Raw genomic sequence first — 17,208 nt, forward strand, 5'->3', positions numbered from 1 at the left:
TTTCTTGGCGTGCACCGTGACGGCCCGGCGGGGCGCCGTGCGCCCGCTGCCGATTTCACGACCGGCACGTAACTCTACCGGTTCCGGCCGTGCCGGCGCGTGTTTTAGCGGGGGGCCTTGCCTGTTATGGCCGTCACCACGGTGGACTGGCGCAGCAGTCCGGTGACCCGGCCGTTGTGGTCAACCACCGCGTAGTCGTGTCCTTCGAGCTGCGCCAGGTATTGCAGCAGTTCCTGGCCCTTGGACCATTCCGGCACGTAGGCGCCGGCGCCGAGCGGGTGGGCCACCGCACCGGCGGGGGTGGTGCCGGCGACCGCTGCGGGAACCGCGGCCAGGGCCGCGGGGTCCACCACGCTGTTGGGCCTGCCATCCGGGGCGCAGAGCACGACGGCGGTCCGCCCGCCTGCCGACACGTGCAGGACGTCGCTGACGCTCCCGGTTTCGGGAAGGCCGACGGCGGGTTCGGCCAGGGCGGCGGCGCTCACCAGGTGGAGCCGGCTGCGCAGGCGGCCCTGCTGGATTGACGCTGACGCGCCCATCCACAGGAAACCGCCGACCAGGATGGTGATGAGCAGCATGCTGGTGTCCGGGACGTCCCCGCCGAGCAATGGACGGACAACGAACCAGAGGCCGAGGGCGATGACGATGATGCGGCCGCCCCAGCCCGCCGCGACGGTGCCCTTGGCGTGGCTTCCGGTGGCCTTCCAGACCGCGGATTCCACCAGGCGGCCGCCGTCCAGCGGCAGCCCGGGCAGCACGTTGAAGATGCCGATCACGAGGTTGGCCCAGAAGAAGATGTTCAGGAGGGTGTCCGCCACGCCGGTCAGACCGCCCGAGGAGATCACCAGCCAGGCCGCCCCGGCGAGCACAAAGTTGGCGGCGGGACCGGCCATGGCCACGAGCACTGACCGTCCGGGGGTGGCGGTGAAGCTTTCGAACTGGGTGTGGCCGCCCCAAAGGTTGAGCACAATTTTCTCGCTGGGCCAGCCATAGATCTTGGCCGTCAGCGCGTGCGCGAGCTCATGGACGAGCACCGACAGCAGGAGCAGCAGCGCGTAGGCGAAGGCCACCCAGTACGCCCCGATGCCCAGTGAAGGCGTGCCATGCTGCAGCACCGGTCCGTACACGATCACCGTGAAGCCGGCGATGATGAACCAGGAGTAGGCCAGGATGATGGGAATGCCGGCGATCCTGCCGAGCGGGATGCCCTCCCGGCGGCTGGGCGGCTGTACGTTCGGGGGCTGCTGACCGGATCCCGCGGGATCAGACACGTTCCAGTCTCCTTAGTTGACGTTCTCGAAAGCTGCCGCGGGTTCGCGCGAACCGAGGCGGAGCCTGACCAGCTCCTCGAGTTCGGACACCGAGCGGTCCGCGAGCGTATCCCAGGTGGTCCTCCGGGCGTCGTCAGGCAGCGGCACCAGGTGCGGAACGGCAACCGTCACGGCGCCAGATGCCACGGCCGCAGCAGCACCGGGGGCTGAGTCCTCAAGGGCTATGCAGTGGTCAGCGGTGAGCTGCGGATCCTGCTGTCGCAGCAGGTCCATTGCCTTCAGGTAGGCCTCAGGGTGCGGCTTGCCGTTGGTTACGGCGTCGCCGGTAACGACGAACTCGAAGTAGGGCCGGGGAAGGCTCGCCACAATCTCGCGGGCCAGCGGTGCCTCTGACATGGTCACAAGGGCACAACGCACGCCGGCGTGGAAAAGTTCGTCCAGCAGCTCCCGGGCCCCCGGACGCCACGGCACGCTCTCCCGGACCCTCGCGATGACCTGGCCCATCAGGGTGTCAATGATTTCCCGCTTCTCCAGGCGCACGCCGGCCCGCTGGAGGATGCCTGCCGAGTGAACCAGGGACTGCCCCACGAGCTGCATGGCCTGCTCGTGCGACCACGTCCCCCCGTGCGCTTCAACAAGGTTGTGTTCGGCCTCGATCCAATACGGTTCTGTGTCAACGATGGTGCCGTCCATGTCCCATAAAACGGCTTTGAGCGAGGGGTGAGCGGCGGCAGATTCCATGCTTTCCACTGTACCGGGCCGCCCGGCGGCGCCCCGCCGCGGACCCCGGGCGTACGCCGTCGGCGAATATCCGCTACCCCGCACGGCGGGGATGAGGGGTTTGTCGGTATCTGCGGCGGTTCGTTCTATGCAACAGCAATGCTTGTGGACGTAGGGTGAAGGGATGAACAGCTTCGACGGAGACACCAACGAACCGGGCACCGCGCCTGAGACGGAGCAGCTGCTGCAGCCTGTTCCCGAAGGTCAGCGCATTACTGTGATGCTGGCTGCGTTCGAGGGATGGAATGACGCGGGGGAAGCCGCCAGTGATGCGCTCCGTTACCTGAATAAGCTCTGGGGCGGAAAGAAGGTCGCGTCGATCGACGCTGACGAGTACTACGACTTCCAGTTCACCCGGCCCACCGTCCGCCGCACTGCCTCCGGTGAACGCAAGATCAAGTGGCCGTCCACGCGCATTTACAAGGCCAGTGCCCCCGGCACCAACGTGGATGTGATTTTCATCCAGGGCACCGAACCGTCCTATAAGTGGCGCGCGTACACTGCGGAACTGCTGGTCCACGCTGAGGCGCTTCACGTGGACTACGTGGTCCTGGTGGGAGCGCTGCTGGCGGATGTGCCGCACAGCCGCCCCATTCCGGTCAGCACCTCCACCGACGATGGCGCGCTGCGGGAGCGGCTCAACCTCGAAGCCTCGCAGTATGAAGGCCCCGTGGGCATCGTCGGTGTTTTGTCGGAGGTGTCCCTGCTCGCCGGCATCCCCACCGTCTCCCTCTGGGCTGCGGTGCCGCACTACGTGGCCCAGGCGCCGTCCCCCAAGGCACAGCTGGCGCTGCTGCACCGCATCGAGGAGCTGGTCCAGGTTCCGCTGGACACCCATGAGCTGGCCGAGGAGGCCGAGGCGTGGGAGCGCGGCGTCAACGAACTGGCCACCGAGGATCCCGAAATTGCCGCGTACGTCCGGCAACTGGAGGAGGCGAAGGACACCGCTGACCTGCCCGAGGCCAGCGGCGAATCCATAGCGCGCGAGTTTGAGCGCTACCTGAAGCGGCGGGGCAAAGACAAGCCCTAGGGCTTAGTACGCCCGCGGCTCAGCCGTTTCGACGGTTCCCTGCCCGCCAGACGTTGCGGAACGTCTAACTGGCAGGGAACCGTCGAAACGGACTATTAAAGTTCGACGCCGAGAAGTGCGTTGACGGCGTCGCGCACCAAAGCCCGGTCTGCTTCAGACGCGCTGCCTGTGTTGTTAACGGCGGCGTTGTTAAGGGCTTCCCTGTTAAGGGCAGCGTCTGCCCACCGGTCAACGGCGGCCAGGGCTGACGGGGCGTCCAGATCGTTGGCCAGCGCCTCGCGGATCTGCCCGATCAGTTCCGTGGCGGTCCCGGCCGGCGCGGCGGCCAGCGCTGAGCGCCAGCGTTCCAGGCGTGCCTTGGCGTCCTCGAAGCCGTCCGCCGTCCAGGACCAGTCGGACCGGTAGTGGTGCGCCAGGATGGCCAGCCGGATGGCCGCGGGTTCTTCGCCAGCAGCGCGCAGCTTGGAGACGAGGACCAGGTTGCCCTTGGACTTGGACATCTTTTCGCCGTCGAGGCCCACCATGCCGGCGTGCGCGAAATGCTCGGCGAGCGGAACACCGGACAGCGAGTAGGCGTGCCCGGCACCCATCTCATGGTGCGGGAAGACCAGGTCCGAGCCGCCGCCCTGCACGGTGAAGGGAGCGGGGAGATACCTCTGCGCGATGACGGTGCACTCGATGTGCCAGCCGGGGCGGCCCTCCCCCAGCTCGCCGCCGGGCCAGCTGGGCTCGCCGTCGCGGGCCACGCGCCACAGCAGCGGGTCGAGGGCCTGGCGCTTTCCTGCCCGGCCGGGGTCGCCGCCCCGTTCGGCAAACAGTTCCAGCATCTCGGCTTCCGGCAGTCCGGAGACTGCGCCGAGCGTCCAGGCGTCCACGCCGACGGCGTGTTTGCTGGCAGCCTCGACGTCGTAGTAGACGTCGCCGTCGGGCTCGCCCGGGGTGCCGCTGACGCGGTAGGCCAGTCCCTGGTGCAGGAGCCGCTCAATCGCAGGGACAATCAGCGGCATGGCCTCCACGGCGCCCACGTAATGGTCGGGGGCAATGACGTTGAGGGCTTCCATGTCAGTGCGGAAAAGCTCGATCTGGCTCTCAGCCAGCTCGCGCCAGTCGACTCCGGTAGCCTCTGCGCGCTCCAGCAGCGGGTCGTCGACGTCGGTGACGTTCTGGACGTACGCAACCTGCTGGCCGCCATCGCGCCAGGCGCGGTTCAGAAGGTCGAACGCGACGTAGCTGGCGGCGTGACCCATGTGGGTCGCGTCATACGGGGTGATCCCGCAGACATACATCGACTTTTCGCCATCGGCGTTAAGCGTCACGGCACGGCCTGAGGTTGTGTCAAACAAGCGGAGCGCGGGCATTTCCCCCGGCAGGACAGGCACGGGGCGGGAGATCCAGGACTTCACAGACCAAGCCTAGTGCTAGGCGCTGATGACATTGAAACCGAGCAGCAGGTACAGGGCGAGGCCCAGGAAGATGCGGTACCAGACAAACAGCCGGTAGCTGCGCGTTGAGATGAACTTCAGGAACCAGCCGATGATGAAGTAGCCCACAACGAATGCGATCACCGTTGCCAGGGCCGTCTCCCCCAGGCCGTACGGGCCGGTCACACCCTCCTTGCTGACCACCTTGAACAGCTGGTACAGGCCGCTGCCGAAAACCGCAGGGATGGCGAGGAGGAATGAGTACCGGGCTGCGGCTTCGCGTGTGTAGCCCATGAGGAGACCCGCGGTGATGGTGCCGCCGGAGCGCGAAACCCCGGGAATCAGGGCCATGGCCTGGGCGAAGCCGTACAGGATGCCGTGCTTGTAGGTGAGCCGGGAGAGGTCGCGGTCCTGCTTGGCGACGGCGTCGGCAACCGCCAGGATGAGGCCGAAGACGATGAGCATGGTGGCCACGATCCAGAGGCTCCGCAGGACGGACTCGATCTGGTCCTGGAACAGCAGGCCCAGGACGATGATGGGCAGGCTGCCAAGGATCACCAGCCAGCCCATCCGGGCGTCGGGGTCCTGGCGGGAGACGCGGCCTGACAGCGATCCGAACCAGGCCTTCATGATCCGCACGATGTCACGCCAGAAGTAAACGATCACGGCCGTCTCGGTGCCCAGCTGGGTGATGGCCGTGAAGGCCGCCCCGGGGTCCTCAGTCGGCAGGAACGAGCCCACAATCCGGAGGTGGGCGCTTGATGAAATAGGGAGGAATTCGGTCAGGCCCTGCACAAGACCCAGCAGGGCCGCTTCAATCCAGTTCACGGTAAGACCCTACGTCATGATGCGGGTGGTTTCCCCGTAAGCTAGCTGCTATGCAGCAGCGTTACATCGGCAACAGCGGGCTCCGCGCCTCGTCCCTGTCCCTGGGCACCATGTCCTGGTCCCGTGAAACGGACGAGCAGGATGCCTCGGAACTGCTGCGCACCTTCGTGGACGCGGGCGGAACCCTCGTGGACACTGCGGCCTCCTACGCGGACGGCCAGGCCGAAGCCATGCTCGGGGCCATGCTGGGTGACGTCGTCTCCCGCACGGAAGTGGTCATCTGCACCAAAGCGGGCGTGTCGCCGTCGGACGGGCGGCAGCGGGTGGACGCGTCGCGGAACGCGATGCTGTCCGGCCTCGACGCAAGCCTGGCGCGGCTCGGCACCGACTACGTTGACCTCTGGCTCGCCCAGGCGTGGGACCCCAACGTCCCGCTCGAGGAAACGTTGTCCGCCCTTGACTTCGCCGTGCGCAGCGGAAGGGCACGCTACGCGGGCATCTCCAACTTCAACGGCTGGCAGACCGCCAAGGCCGCCGCGATCGCCGGGTTCCCGCTCGTGGCCAACCAGTCCGAGTATTCGCTGCTGCGGCGCAAGCCCGAAGCGGAGCTGGTGCCGGCCATCGAAGATGCGGGCCTGGGGCTGATGGCGTGGGCGCCGCTGGGCCGCGGCGTCCTCACCGGCAAGTACCGCGGTCATGTGCCCGCCGATTCCAGGGCGGCGGGCACGCGGCTGGCCACGTACGTGGAGCCCTACCTTGAGCAGCCCGCGTCGCAGGTGGTCGAGGCTGTTGCCATGGCGGCCCGCGGCCTGGGGCGATCTTCCCTGGATGTTGCGCTCAGCTGGCTGCTGTCCCGGCACGGAGTGGCCACCGCCATCGTGGGCGCACGCACGCCGGTCCAGCTCAAGGAAATCCTGGACGCCCAGCTCACGCCGCTGCCGGCCGAAATAGCACGAGCCCTCGAGGACGTCTCCAGCAGCCTGGCCTAGCCGGGCCCTCGCTCCGACCGCGCCGGATCTTATCGGGCCGGGTCTAATCGCGTCGGGCTACTCCTCAACGATTTCGAGATCCTCGTCGTCGACTTCGCTGTCTTCCTCTTCGTCTTCCTCGTCATCGAACACCTGGAGCGGCGTCACTTCGTTGTAGGCCTCGTAGAGGGCGTCCTCATAGACTTCGAAAGCATCGGCAACTGCAAAGAATGCCGCCTCCACTGAGGGGTCACCATCCCCGCGCCGGGCCGAGGCGGCTGCAAGGTGCTCTTCCAAAGCGGCAGTCAAAGACTGAAGCGCGACACGCGGATCGATGCTCATGCCTTCACGTTAGCGGGAAAAGGACGAAAATGGAGAGCAATGAAGGAACATTTTCTGACCAGCTCGGTCCTGCGGGAACGGGACTATGCCCGTCAATACGAGTACCTCGTATTGACCGTCGGTCCTGAGGATTCCCTGCCCGAAGCCCGGCGCCGGCTCGTGGAACACTCCGAGTACGGCAAGTGGGAACTCGAGCGCAGCAGGCTGTACGTGGGCGGCGGCAGGCGTTTCTGGCTTCGCCGCCGGGTCACGCAGGTGCAGCGAACCGTCTAGGCCGCTCCGGCCCTCCGGGCGCGCACCGCGATGGTGCGCGCCCGCTTTATGCTGCTGCGCGGCTAGTCTTCGAGCGGGCCCAGCCAGGCGTTGGCCACGGTGTTGTGCGCCGATTCGTCGTCGGACGGGTGGAACATGCCGGCCAGGACATCACGGTACAGCCGCTCCAGCTCCGAACCCCGGAAGTAGCTGGAGCCGCCGGAGACCCGGATGGCAAGGTCCACCGCTGTCCGCGCGGTTTCCGTGGCCCGGACCTTGACGCCAACGAGCTTGGGAAACCACTGGCTGCCGTGGTCCGCCAGCCGGTCCACGTCCCCGGCCACCACCGAAAGCTGGGGGTAAAGGGCGTCCATGGCCAGGGCGGCCTCGGCCACCTTCCAGCGGATATCGGGATCCTGGGCCAGGCTCCGGCCGCCGTTCTTTAATGATGTCCTGCGCCTGGCAGCTTCCACTGACAGCACCAGGGCCCGCTCCCCGATGCCCGCATAGACACCCGCGAGCAGGGTCTCGAAGCACGCGAAGATCGCGAAGATCAGCGGATCCGCGTTGGGACCCACCGGCAGCTTCCGGAAGATGCGGCCCGGCGGGACAACGGCACCGTCCAGGATAGTGGTGTTGGACTGGCTGGCGCGCATGCCCAGCGTGTTCCAGTCCTCCAGGATCCGGTAGCCGGCTGTGTCCCGGCCGATGAACCCGTGTACCAGCTCACCTTCGCCGTCCCGTGCGGCAGGGTCCTTGCCGAAGATGCCCAGGCGCGTCCAGGCCGGCGAGAGGCTCGTGAAGATCTTGGTGCCCGTGAATGAGTACCCGCCGTCCGGCAGCGGCCTGGCCTCGGTCAGCGAATCGAAAAGAACGGAGTCGTTGCCGGCCTCTGAATTGCCGAAGGCGAAGAGCTCCCCAGCCGCTGCCTCCTGCAGCACGAAGTCCAGGGAGGAGTCGCCGCGCTCGGCGAGGACCCGCGCCACCCCTGTCCAGACGAGGTGCATGTTGACGGCCAGCGCGGTGGCGGGGGCCGCAGTCGCCAGCCGCCGCTGGCAACGGACCGCAGCCTCCAGGCCGAGGCCCGCCCCGCCGTCGGACTCCGGCACGAAGAGCTTGAGGTACCCGGCGGCGGCGAGTTCCTCAAGATCCTCGGTGAAAAAGCGGTTCTGTTCGTCGTACTCCGCAGCCCGTCCCCGGATCCGTTCGAGCAGGCTGTCAGGCAGCAGCTGTTCCGGTTCCACCGCAATCCTCAGTAGTTGGTGAGCAGCGTGTTCAGGACGCGGGCGCCGAACTTCAGCGAATCCGCCGGGACCCGTTCGTCAACTCCGTGGAACATGCCGGTGAAGTCCAGGTCGTCCGGCAGCTGCAGGGGCGCGAAGCCGTAGCCGGTAATGCCGAGCTTGGAGAGCGACTTGTTGTCGGTGCCGCCGGACAGGGTGTACGGGAGAACCTTCGCGCCCGGGTCTTCAGAGTGGAGGGCATCAATCATCGAGTCGACCAGGTTGCCGGCGAACGGCACCTCGAGGGAGACGTCGTTGTGCACGTAGCTGACGTCAACGCCGCTGCCAGCCAGCTCCCGGACGATCTCCAGAACCTGGTCCTGCTGGCCCGGGAGGGTACGGCAGTCCACCAGTGCCTCGGCGGACTCGGGGATGACGTTGTGCTTGTAGCCGCCGCCCAGGAGCGTCGGGTTGGACGTGTTCTGCAGCGTCGCCCCTACGAAGCGGGCCACCGTGCCCAGCTCCTTCAGCAGCAGCTCCGGGTTGTCGGGATCGAATTCGACGCCGGTCAGTTCCGTCACGCCGTCCAGGAACTGGCGCGTGGTGGCGGTCAGCTCGATGGGCCACTGGTACTCGCCGATGCGGGTCACGGCGCCGGCGAGCCGGGTGATGGCATTGTCGGTGTTGATCTGAGAGCCGTGGCCGGCGCGGCCATGCGCCACGAGCCGCAGCCAGGAGATGCCCTTTTCCGCCGTCTGCAGCAGGTAGGCGCGCTGGCCGCCAATGGTGGTCGAGAAGCCGCCCACTTCCGAGATGGCCTCGGTTGCACCCTCGAACAGCTCAGGCCGGTGCTTCACCGCGTACTGGGCGCCGTGTACGCCACCGGCCTCCTCGTCGGCGAAGAATGCGAAGACTATGTCCCGCTTCGGCTTGCGCCCGGTGCGGGCGAAGTTGCGCAGCACGGACAGGATCATCGCATCCATGTCCTTCATGTCCACCGCGCCGCGCCCCCAGATCAATCCATCCTTGAGCTCACCGCTGAACGGGTCCACAGACCACTGCTCACGGAGGGCGGGCACCACGTCCAGGTGGCCGTGGACCACCAGGGCGCTTGCGGAGGGGTCCTCCCCGGCCATGCGGGTCACCACGCTGGCGCGGCCTGGCTCGGATTCGAAGATTTCCACGTCCATCCCCACCTCGGTGATCAGGCCCGCGGTGTATTCGGCCGCTGCGCGTTCGCCGGGCCCGGAGCCGTCCCCGTAATTGGATGAGTCGATGCGGATGAGCTCCTGGCAGATGGTGACGACTTCATCCTCTGGCCGAACGTGTGTCATTGATCACTCCTTGTAGCGGGGAAAGGCGGAAACATGCGGCTTTGGGCGGCTTTTGGCTGCCGGAACACCCGGGATCAGCCTACCCAGTCGACTCGATTCCATCTTTCCGGAAAGTTCGTGTTAGAGTTTTTCTCGCTGCTTCGGAGAGAAGCGAACCGCTGAAAGGCGGAGAGAGTCCTCCGGAATCCACCTGCGCGGGTGGCGGAATGGCAGACGCGCTAGCTTGAGGTGCTAGTCCTCGAAAGGGGGTGGGGGTTCAAGTCCCCCTCCGCGCACAAACGGAAAACCCCGGGAATCCAATGGATTCCCGGGGTTTTTTCGTTTCTCTGCAAACCCCGTAAACGTAGCCCCCAGCGTAACCCCGCACTTGGGTCCGGCGACGCGGATTGCGGCAGGGCGCCTGTGCAGGCGCAAGGAGCTCAGGCCGGGAAACGCGTTGATGATGACCAAGAAAGACAGCCGCGTTACTGACTGTTACGGCACCGTCGGCGCTCTTCCCGAGCGCCGCTGACCGGCGTACAAAGGAACTGGGGGGCAACATTTGTAACCTCCGCCTCACCGCGCCCCGGGGAACCGGAGTCCGGGAGACGGGCTGACAAGGAGGTCGTCGGGTGTCCCATCAAGATCGTCCTGACCCGAAGCAGCGCCGCGTCCAAGGAGCTCCCCCGGGCGCCGGACTGCCAACCCGCAACACTGCAACCCGCGGCCCCGCGCGGCGCGGGCGGTACGTTGTCGCCGGCATATTGCTTTCGGCGGCGATCCTGTTCCCGCTCATGCCGCAGACCTACTCCTTCAATGCGCCGGCACTGGGGGGCCTTCCGTTCTTTTACTGGTACCAGCTGCTCTGGGTTCCCATTTCCGCTGCCTTGAGCGGTGTGGCGTACTGGCTCGTGAACACGGAGGACCGACGACGGCGGGCAGCGGCCCGCGCGGGCGTTGCCGACCTCGACGGCGACGAAATGGACGGGGATGAGCGGCCATGAACGGGCGAGAGATCAACTGGGTCGCCCTCATCATCGTGGTGCTGCTGTTTGTGGTTGTCGCCGTCATGGGCTTCCTGGCCGCCCGGTGGCGCCGGACGGCAGAGACTGAGGGACTGCACAGCCTCGACGAATGGGGTCTGGGCGGACGCGGCTTCGGGACATGGATCACGTGGTTCCTGCTGGGCGGCGACCTCTACACCGCGTACACGTTTGTTGCGGTTCCTGCCGCGATGTGGGCCACGGGCGCCGTCAGCGGTTTCTTCGCGGTCCCCTACACGATCGTCCTCTACCCGATCATCTTCATCATCATGAGCCGGCTCTGGTCGGTGTCCCACCGGCACGGCTACGTCACGTCCGCGGACTTCGTGGGCGGCCGATACGGGAGCCGGTGGCTGTCCCTCGCCGTCGCGGTCACCGGCATTGTGGCAACCATGCCTTACATCGCCCTCCAGCTCGTGGGCATCAAGGCCGTCCTCACTGTGCTCGGCCTGGGCAGCTCCGAGAACGTGCTGCTGACGGACCTGCCGCTCATTCTGGCGTTCATCGTGCTGGCCGCATACACCTACACGTCGGGGCTGCGGGCGCCGGCGATGATCGCCGTCGTCAAGGACCTGCTCATCTATCTGGCGGTGATCGTCGCGGTCATCTACCTGCCGATCAAGTTTGGCGGGTGGGACGCGATCTTCGGGGCGGCGAAGACGAAGCTGGACACCGTGAACGAAGCAACGGGGAAACCCAACGGGGTGTTCATCCCGTCCGGCGCGAATCACTCGGCGTACTGGACACTGGCGCTCGGGTCGGCCATGGCGCTGTTCATGTACCCGCACTCCATCACCGGCGTACTCGCGTCCAAGGGCCGCAACACGATCCGGCGCAACGCCGCTATTCTGCCGCTGTACTCCCTCATGCTCGGCTTCCTCGCGCTGCTGGGTTTTGTGGCCATCAAGGCCGGCACCAGGCCGATCGACCTGAACGGGTCGGTTAATCCCCAGCTCGTGGTGCCGCAGCTGTTCCTGGACCACTTCCCCGCGTGGTTCGCGGGGGTGGCCCTGGCAGCTATCGCCATCGGGGCGCTGGTACCCGCCGCGATCATGTCCATTGCCGCGGCGAACATGTTCACCCGAAACATATACCGGGACTTCCTCCGGCCTGAGGCCGACCCCAAAACTGAGGCGAAGGTATCCAAGATTGTCTCGCTTGTGGTGAAGATCGGTGCGCTTGTTTTCGTCATGGCCATGGACCAGTCCGCGGCCATCAACATGCAGCTGCTCGGCGGCATTTGGATTCTGCAAACGTTCCCCGCCGTCGTCGGGGGCCTCTACACGCGGTGGTTTGACCGATGGGCGCTGCTGGCTGGGTGGGTTGTGGGCATAGCCTTCGGCACCGCCTCGGCGTACAACGTCATCAATCCCGTCACGCACGCACACTTCGGCGGCTCCATTGCTCCCGTCCCTGGGACCGGCTTCACCGTGTACATCGCCGTGTCAGCGTTCGTGCTCAACCTGCTTGTCGCCGTCGTACTTACCCTGGTGCTCCGCGCGCTGAAGGTGCCCCAGGGAGAAGACAAGACGCGCCGGTCGGACTATGGCGCTGATGAAACCGATCCCAAGGTTGCCGAGATCGAACGGACCCAGCGTTTCGTGGAACCCGGCGGTGCGTCGCCGGTGGCGTAGCTGAATCGAGGTGGCACGGTGATCCACGCATTGAACGTCAGTGACATCCGCGGGCTTTTCCCCGGGCTCAAAGACACCATCTACCTCAACACTGCCACCATGTGCGTCGGCTGCACGCCCGCCAGGGAGGCCTACGAACTCGCCCTCGAGCGCTGGTCCACCGGGCGGTTCGACTGGATGGAAGCCGAGCAGGCCGGCGAGGACGCCCGCGGCATGTTCGCGGCGATCATCGGGGCCACAGCGGCAGACATCGCCATCGTCCCCGCCGTCAGCACTGCCGCCGGGATTGTGGCGGCAAATCTGCCACCCGCCCGAAGCGGCGAGAACATCGTTGTGGCCGAGAATGAATTCGCGTCGAACTACTATGCCTGGCTCCTGCTCCGGGAACGAGGCTACGATGTGCGTGCCGTCGCCGCGGAGGGGGATGTGGTGACGGCCGGGGCCCTCAGCCAGGCGGCCGACGGCGGAACCCGCCTCATCGCCGTCAGCGCCGTGCATCCTGTCACCGGATTCCGGGCGGATCTGGCCTCAATCGGCCGCACTGCAGCCCGCTCTGGCGCGTGGTTTTTCGTTGATGCGTGCCAGGCGGCTGGTGCCGTGCCCCTGGACGTGGTGCGCGACGGTGTGGACTTCCTGGCCACTGCCAGCCACAAGTTTCTGCTCGGGTCGCGGGGCATGGGCTACCTGTACGTCCGCCCCGGGCTGATTGACCGCCTTCACCCCATCGTGCCGGGCTGGAAGGCTGCCCGGCTGCCGCTCGAAAGCTTCCTTGGCCCGGACATGGACCTGTCGCCGACGGCGTCGAAGCTGGACGCGTCCCTGGCGTGGTTTCCGGCGCTGGCCGATCAGGCGGCGCTTGCTGTCCTGCACCAGTTCGGGATTGGCGCTGTCCTCGAACGCAACGTACAACTTGCCCTTGACCTGCGGAACGCGCTGGAGGCGGAGGGCGTCAGCTTCCGGTCCTTCCCCGAAGCGCACCGATCCACCATCATCTCCGTTCCGGTGCACGATCCGGACGCCGTCATGGCCCGCCTGCGCCATGCGAACGTGATTGTGTCCATCCGGGCCGGAAGGATCCGGCTGGCGACCCATTTCTACAATCTCCAGGAAGAGCTGGTCCGGGTCGCAGAGCTCATTGCCGGCCACTGAGCCTGCCGGAAAAACGGCTCCGATGCCATTGACGTGGCCCCTCGCGAGGACCATCATTCTGCTAGACGTTTGGGGGGCGCGAAGGCAGTAGCAATGGAGCCGCGCCGTGAACATTTATTCTGCAGTAAAGACTTCCGTCCCCGGTCACCTCAGAGTAGATCTGATCGTGAACCCCCAACAATGGCTTCCTGAAAGGCAAAAAACCGCCGGACTGCCCGGCAAACACCGACACCGCCGTCGGCCTGGACCCGCTGCCAGCCTGGGTTTGACCCTCAGCCTCCCGTTGCCCGTGAAATCAGCGGGGATGGCTTTGGCGGTGAACAGGCCATGATGCGCGCGGTTTTGGGTTGGGTTCTGCAGTTCAGGATCCTTGTCCTGGTAGTGGCTGCCGGCATCCTCGGGTACGGCTTCACCGCACTGCCCAGCATGCCGGTTGACGCCTTCCCCGAGTTCGCACCGCCGCAGGTCGAAATACAGACCGAGGCCCTGGGGCTCTCCGCTGCCGAAGTCGAACAGCTCGTCACGTCCCCCATGGAGGCAGACCTGCTGAACGGCGTGGCGTGGGTGGAGGCGATCCGTTCCAAGTCGCTTCCCGGCCTGTCCTCGATCCAGCTGGTCTTCCAGCCGGGGACGGACATGTTCCGGGCACGCCAGCTCGTCGCCGAGCGCCTGACCCAGGCGAGGGCGCTGCCCAACGTGTCCGCAGCGCCCGTGCTCATGCAGCCGCTGTCCTCCACGAGCCGGGTGATGATGGTCAGGCTCACGTCGAAGGACATGTCCCCCATCGACATGTCCGTGCTGGCGCGTTGGACCATGAAGCCAGCACTTTTGGCGGTTCCCGGTGTGGCGAACATTTCCATCTGGGGCCAGCGCGACCAGCAGCTGCAGGTGCTCGTGGACCCCAAGCAGCTGGAAGCCAAGGGCGTGACGCTGGACCAGGTCATCAGGACCACCGGCAACTCCGTCTGGGTGTCGCCGCTGAGCTACCTTGAGGCCTCAACGCCGGGCACGGGCGGCTTCCTGGAGACGGGACATCAGCGGCTTGGAGTCCAGCACGTTCTTCCCATCACCACCCCCGAGGACCTGGGCAAAGTCAGCCTCCAGGGCACGTCCAGCAAACTGCTCCTGGGGGATGTCGCCCAGGTCCAGACGGATCATCAGCCGTTGATCGGAGACGCACAGCCCGGCCGGGACGCCGAGCTGTTGGTCGTGATTGAGAAGTTCCCGGAAACAAACACCGCGGATGTTACGCGTGGGCTCGACGAAACCATACGCGAGCTTCAGGCAGGGTTGCCCGGCGTAGCTGTCGACACCACCGTGTACCGGCAGGAGTCGTTTGTAGAGCAGGAAACGGGAACCCTGGCCGTGGCCTTGCTCGTCACGCTGCTGCTGGTCGCAGCGGCGATCGGAGTGGTTTTCCGGTCCTGGCGGAGTGCCCTCATCAGCCTGATCAGCATTTCGCTGTCGCTCATTGCGGCAGCCGTGTTGCTCTCGGTGCGCGGTGCCGGACTAAACACCATGGTCTTCACCGGCATGGTCCTTGCCCTCGCCGTCATCATCGGCGACGTCATGGAAGACGTGAACTGCACCGTCCGGGCATACCGTACTGCGCGGGAGACAGGCGCAGGGGATGCCAGGAGCGCCCTTGTTGCCGGGGCACTGCGGCCAGTCCGCACCTCCCTCTTCTACTCCCTGCTGATCATGGCGCTGAGCGTGCTCCCCTTGCTCTTTGTGCCCGGCGAAAACGGTGCAATGTTCGGACCCCTGGTGCTCAGCTACCTGCTCGCGCTGGCGGTTGCCATGGTCGTGGCGCTGACAGCGACCGCGGCCCTGGTGTACTTCCTGCCTCCGGCTTCCACGTCCCGCGGGCGTGAGGGCCAGGCAATGCAACGCCTCCGGATCCGGTACGGGCGGGCCCTTTCCGGCAACCGCGGCAGGCCGGTAGCCGTCTTCGCCGCGACGGCAGTCATGGCACTCGCAGCACTGGCGCTGGCTCCGCAGCTTGTGCCTGGCAGCCCTGTGGTGCCCGTTCTGGCGGACGACACGCTGGTGGTCCAGTGGAGCGCCGCACCCGGCACGTCCGACCAGGAAATGGTCAGGATCACCAATGCGGCTGCCGATGAACTGCGCGCGGTGTCCGGCGTTTCCAGTGTCGCCTCCGAGGTTGGCCGTGCGGTTACCTCCGACCGGGTGGGAGACGTAAGTTCCGGCGAGCTGTGGGTGAGCGTGTCCAAGGACACCTCATACGCCAGCACCGTGGATGATGTGCAGAGAGTCGTGGCCGGATACCCGGGGCTGCGTGCAACAGTTTCGACCTACCCGCAGCAGAAGATCGACCAGATCCGGGCTGCTGCCGATGCCGGCTTTGGCGTGCGGGTCTACGGCATTGACACGGCCACGCTCCGCGCGAAGGCCGAGGAAGTGCGTCAGGTCCTGGCCCACACGGCCGGGATCGTGAATCCCCGCGTCGATGCCCCCGTCGAACAGCCCACCGTCCAGGTCAAGGTTGACCTGGAGAGAGCCCAGAAAGCCGGAGTCATCCCGGGCGAAGTCCGTCGTGCTGCGGCCGCTTTGCTGCAGGGCATCGAAGTGGGCAACGTCTACGAACAGCAGAAGGTCTTCTCCGTGGTCGTCAAGGGACAGCCGTCCACCAGGAACAGCCTCACCAGTGTCCGTGAACTCCTGATCGACACTCCCAAAGGCGGCCATGTGCGCCTCGGCGACGTGGCCGACGTCAGCATCGTTCCCAACGACGCCGTCATTCTGCACGACGACACCTCGCGGCGCGTGGATGTGAAAGCTGACATTCAGGGACGTGGATTGGCTGAGGTGCAGCAGGACATCGAAAAGGGCCTGCAGCAGATCCAGTTCCCGGTGGCTTACCACGCTGAGGTCCTCACCCAGTACGCGCAGCAGCAATCGAGCATCCAGTGGCTGTGGCTGCTGACCGGGGTAGCTGCCTTCGGCATCCTGGTGCTCCTGCAAACAGCACTGGGCGGTTGGCGGATCGCAGCCGCTGTGTTCCTCGGGTTGCTCGCTTCTTTGTCGGGCGGCGTCCTCACCGCCCTGGCAGACGGAGGAGCCAATTATCTGGCGGCGTTTGTCGCCTTCTCGGCAGTCTTGGGCATCGCGGTCCGGAACTGCCTGCTGCTCGCCGCCGAGGTCAGGAACCTGCGCGCCGGGGAAAGCGAAGCCGGGGGGCCCGCCCTCGTGATCCGGGCCGCACGCGACAGGCTGAAGCCGGCCCTCGGGTCCACCGTGATCACCGCCATCGCCCTCCTTCCGCTGGTTCTGCTCGGCGGAGTGACGGGCACGGAGATCATTCAGCCGGTCGCCGTCATTGTCTGGGGCGGTCTGCTGACAACCACCCTCTTCGTCCTGTTCGTGCTCCCGGCAATCCTGATCCGCTTCGAACGCGGCCAGGCAGGATCACAAACAGCAACGACACAAGCCGAAGCTACTGAAGCCCCGATGGGCGCCTGAAAGCCGGGATGCATCATGACAACGACCTCGCCGCGGATGCGCGGCCTGCTGGTTCTTACCGTCCTGGGTCTTCTGACACAGGCATTGCCAGCCTGCAGCCAGCTCGCAGCCGAGCCGGTGGCAGCAGGCGACGTCGCAGCCAGCCTTGAAGAGGTTCCAGGCAGCGACCTGAAGCGCATCACGCTGAACGAACACGCCGCCGCGAACATCGGCCTCCAGACCTCGACGACGTCCCGGGATCCCAAGAGCGGGAAACTCATGGTTCCCTACCTGGCGATCCTCTACGACAGCGAAGGAAAGACGTGGGTCTATACTATTGCCGCCCCGCGCGTCTACGTCCGCCAGCCCATCACGGTGGAGCGGATCGACGACACAACGGCTACGCTGACCAACGGTCCGAAGCCGGGCACGACCGTGGTCACCACAGGGGCCGAAGAGCTCTTCGGCGCTGAACTGGACGTAGCGAGCTGA

The 17,208-nt window shown here is 66.1% G+C and carries 15 protein-coding genes and 1 tRNA gene; 9 read left to right on the forward strand and 7 right to left on the reverse strand.

The window, feature by feature from the left end:
- Positions 1-104 precede the first annotated feature (104 nt).
- A complete protein-coding gene (locus tag ACFRAU_RS17150) occupies positions 105-1,271 on the reverse strand; it encodes a site-2 protease family protein (protein ID WP_378000831.1) in 1,167 nt (388 codons plus the stop codon).
- Positions 1,272-1,283: 12 nt separating this feature from the next.
- On the reverse strand, positions 1,284-2,012 hold the full coding sequence (locus ACFRAU_RS17155; protein ID WP_377997021.1) for an HAD family hydrolase: 729 nt from the start codon (positions 2,010-2,012) through the stop codon (positions 1,284-1,286).
- Positions 2,013-2,175: 163 nt separating this feature from the next.
- On the opposite strand from ACFRAU_RS17155, the gene ACFRAU_RS17160 reads away from it, so the two are divergent.
- Positions 2,176-3,081, forward strand: a complete 906-nt coding sequence (locus tag ACFRAU_RS17160; protein WP_377997020.1) for a PAC2 family protein — start codon at positions 2,176-2,178, stop codon at positions 3,079-3,081.
- Between the two features lie 95 nt (positions 3,082-3,176).
- Here ACFRAU_RS17160 and mshC read toward each other — a convergent pair whose 3' ends face one another.
- Positions 3,177-4,484, reverse strand: coding sequence for a cysteine--1-D-myo-inosityl 2-amino-2-deoxy-alpha-D-glucopyranoside ligase (mshC, locus tag ACFRAU_RS17165; RefSeq protein ID WP_378000832.1), 1,308 nt, complete (start codon positions 4,482-4,484; stop codon positions 3,177-3,179).
- Positions 4,485-4,499: 15 nt separating this feature from the next.
- Positions 4,500-5,330 (reverse strand): undecaprenyl-diphosphate phosphatase, encoded by an 831-nt coding sequence (locus tag ACFRAU_RS17170; RefSeq protein ID WP_377997018.1) that lies wholly within the window; start codon positions 5,328-5,330, stop codon positions 4,500-4,502.
- A 50-nt stretch (positions 5,331-5,380) separates the two neighbouring features.
- On the opposite strand from ACFRAU_RS17170, the gene ACFRAU_RS17175 reads away from it, so the two are divergent.
- Positions 5,381-6,319, forward strand: coding sequence for an aldo/keto reductase (locus ACFRAU_RS17175; protein ID WP_377997017.1), 939 nt, complete (start codon positions 5,381-5,383; stop codon positions 6,317-6,319).
- A gap of 57 nt (positions 6,320-6,376) precedes the next feature.
- On the opposite strand, the gene ACFRAU_RS17180 is transcribed toward ACFRAU_RS17175, so the two are convergent.
- Entirely contained in the window at positions 6,377-6,640 is a 264-nt protein-coding gene (locus ACFRAU_RS17180) for a hypothetical protein (RefSeq protein WP_378000833.1), read from the reverse strand.
- A gap of 39 nt (positions 6,641-6,679) precedes the next feature.
- On the opposite strand from ACFRAU_RS17180, the gene ACFRAU_RS17185 reads away from it, so the two are divergent.
- A complete protein-coding gene (locus ACFRAU_RS17185; RefSeq protein ID WP_102973612.1) occupies positions 6,680-6,913 on the forward strand; it encodes a DUF5703 family protein in 234 nt (77 codons plus the stop codon).
- A 62-nt stretch (positions 6,914-6,975) separates the two neighbouring features.
- Here the strand turns inward: ACFRAU_RS17185 and ACFRAU_RS17190 are convergent, their stop codons facing one another.
- Positions 6,976-8,136 carry an acyl-CoA dehydrogenase family protein gene (locus tag ACFRAU_RS17190; protein ID WP_378000834.1) on the reverse strand — a complete coding sequence of 387 codons (1,161 nt, stop codon included), beginning with the start codon at positions 8,134-8,136 and terminating at the stop codon, positions 6,976-6,978.
- A gap of 8 nt (positions 8,137-8,144) precedes the next feature.
- Entirely contained in the window at positions 8,145-9,449 is a 1,305-nt protein-coding gene (locus ACFRAU_RS17195; protein ID WP_378000835.1) for a M20/M25/M40 family metallo-hydrolase, read from the reverse strand.
- A gap of 192 nt (positions 9,450-9,641) precedes the next feature.
- On the opposite strand from ACFRAU_RS17195, the gene ACFRAU_RS17200 reads away from it, so the two are divergent.
- The 6 genes from ACFRAU_RS17200 to ACFRAU_RS17225 all read left to right on the forward strand — a co-directional run bounded on the left by ACFRAU_RS17200 (position 9,642) and on the right by ACFRAU_RS17225 (position 17,208).
- Positions 9,642-9,724 (forward strand) — tRNA-Leu (locus ACFRAU_RS17200).
- Positions 9,725-10,060: 336 nt separating this feature from the next.
- Complete coding sequence (locus tag ACFRAU_RS17205; protein ID WP_378000836.1) at positions 10,061-10,432, forward strand: DUF3311 domain-containing protein; 372 nt, start codon at positions 10,061-10,063, stop codon at positions 10,430-10,432.
- A complete protein-coding gene (mctP, locus tag ACFRAU_RS17210; RefSeq protein WP_378000837.1) occupies positions 10,429-12,105 on the forward strand; it encodes a monocarboxylate uptake permease MctP in 1,677 nt (558 codons plus the stop codon). Before ACFRAU_RS17205 ends, mctP begins: the two co-directional genes overlap by 4 nt.
- An 18-nt stretch (positions 12,106-12,123) precedes the next feature.
- On the forward strand, positions 12,124-13,254 hold the full coding sequence (locus ACFRAU_RS17215; protein ID WP_378000838.1) for an aminotransferase class V-fold PLP-dependent enzyme: 1,131 nt from the start codon (positions 12,124-12,126) through the stop codon (positions 13,252-13,254).
- Between the two features lie 327 nt (positions 13,255-13,581).
- The gene (locus ACFRAU_RS17220) at positions 13,582-16,737 is read left to right on the forward strand and encodes an efflux RND transporter permease subunit (RefSeq protein ID WP_378000839.1); all 3,156 of its coding nucleotides are present in this window, start codon (positions 13,582-13,584) and stop codon (positions 16,735-16,737) included.
- Positions 16,738-16,752: 15 nt separating this feature from the next.
- Positions 16,753-17,208 (forward strand): hypothetical protein, encoded by a 456-nt coding sequence (locus ACFRAU_RS17225; RefSeq protein WP_378000840.1) that lies wholly within the window; start codon positions 16,753-16,755, stop codon positions 17,206-17,208.

The sequence above is a fragment of the Arthrobacter sp. NPDC056691 genome (assembly GCF_042791415.1).
GTDB lineage: Bacteria > Actinomycetota > Actinomycetes > Actinomycetales > Micrococcaceae > Arthrobacter.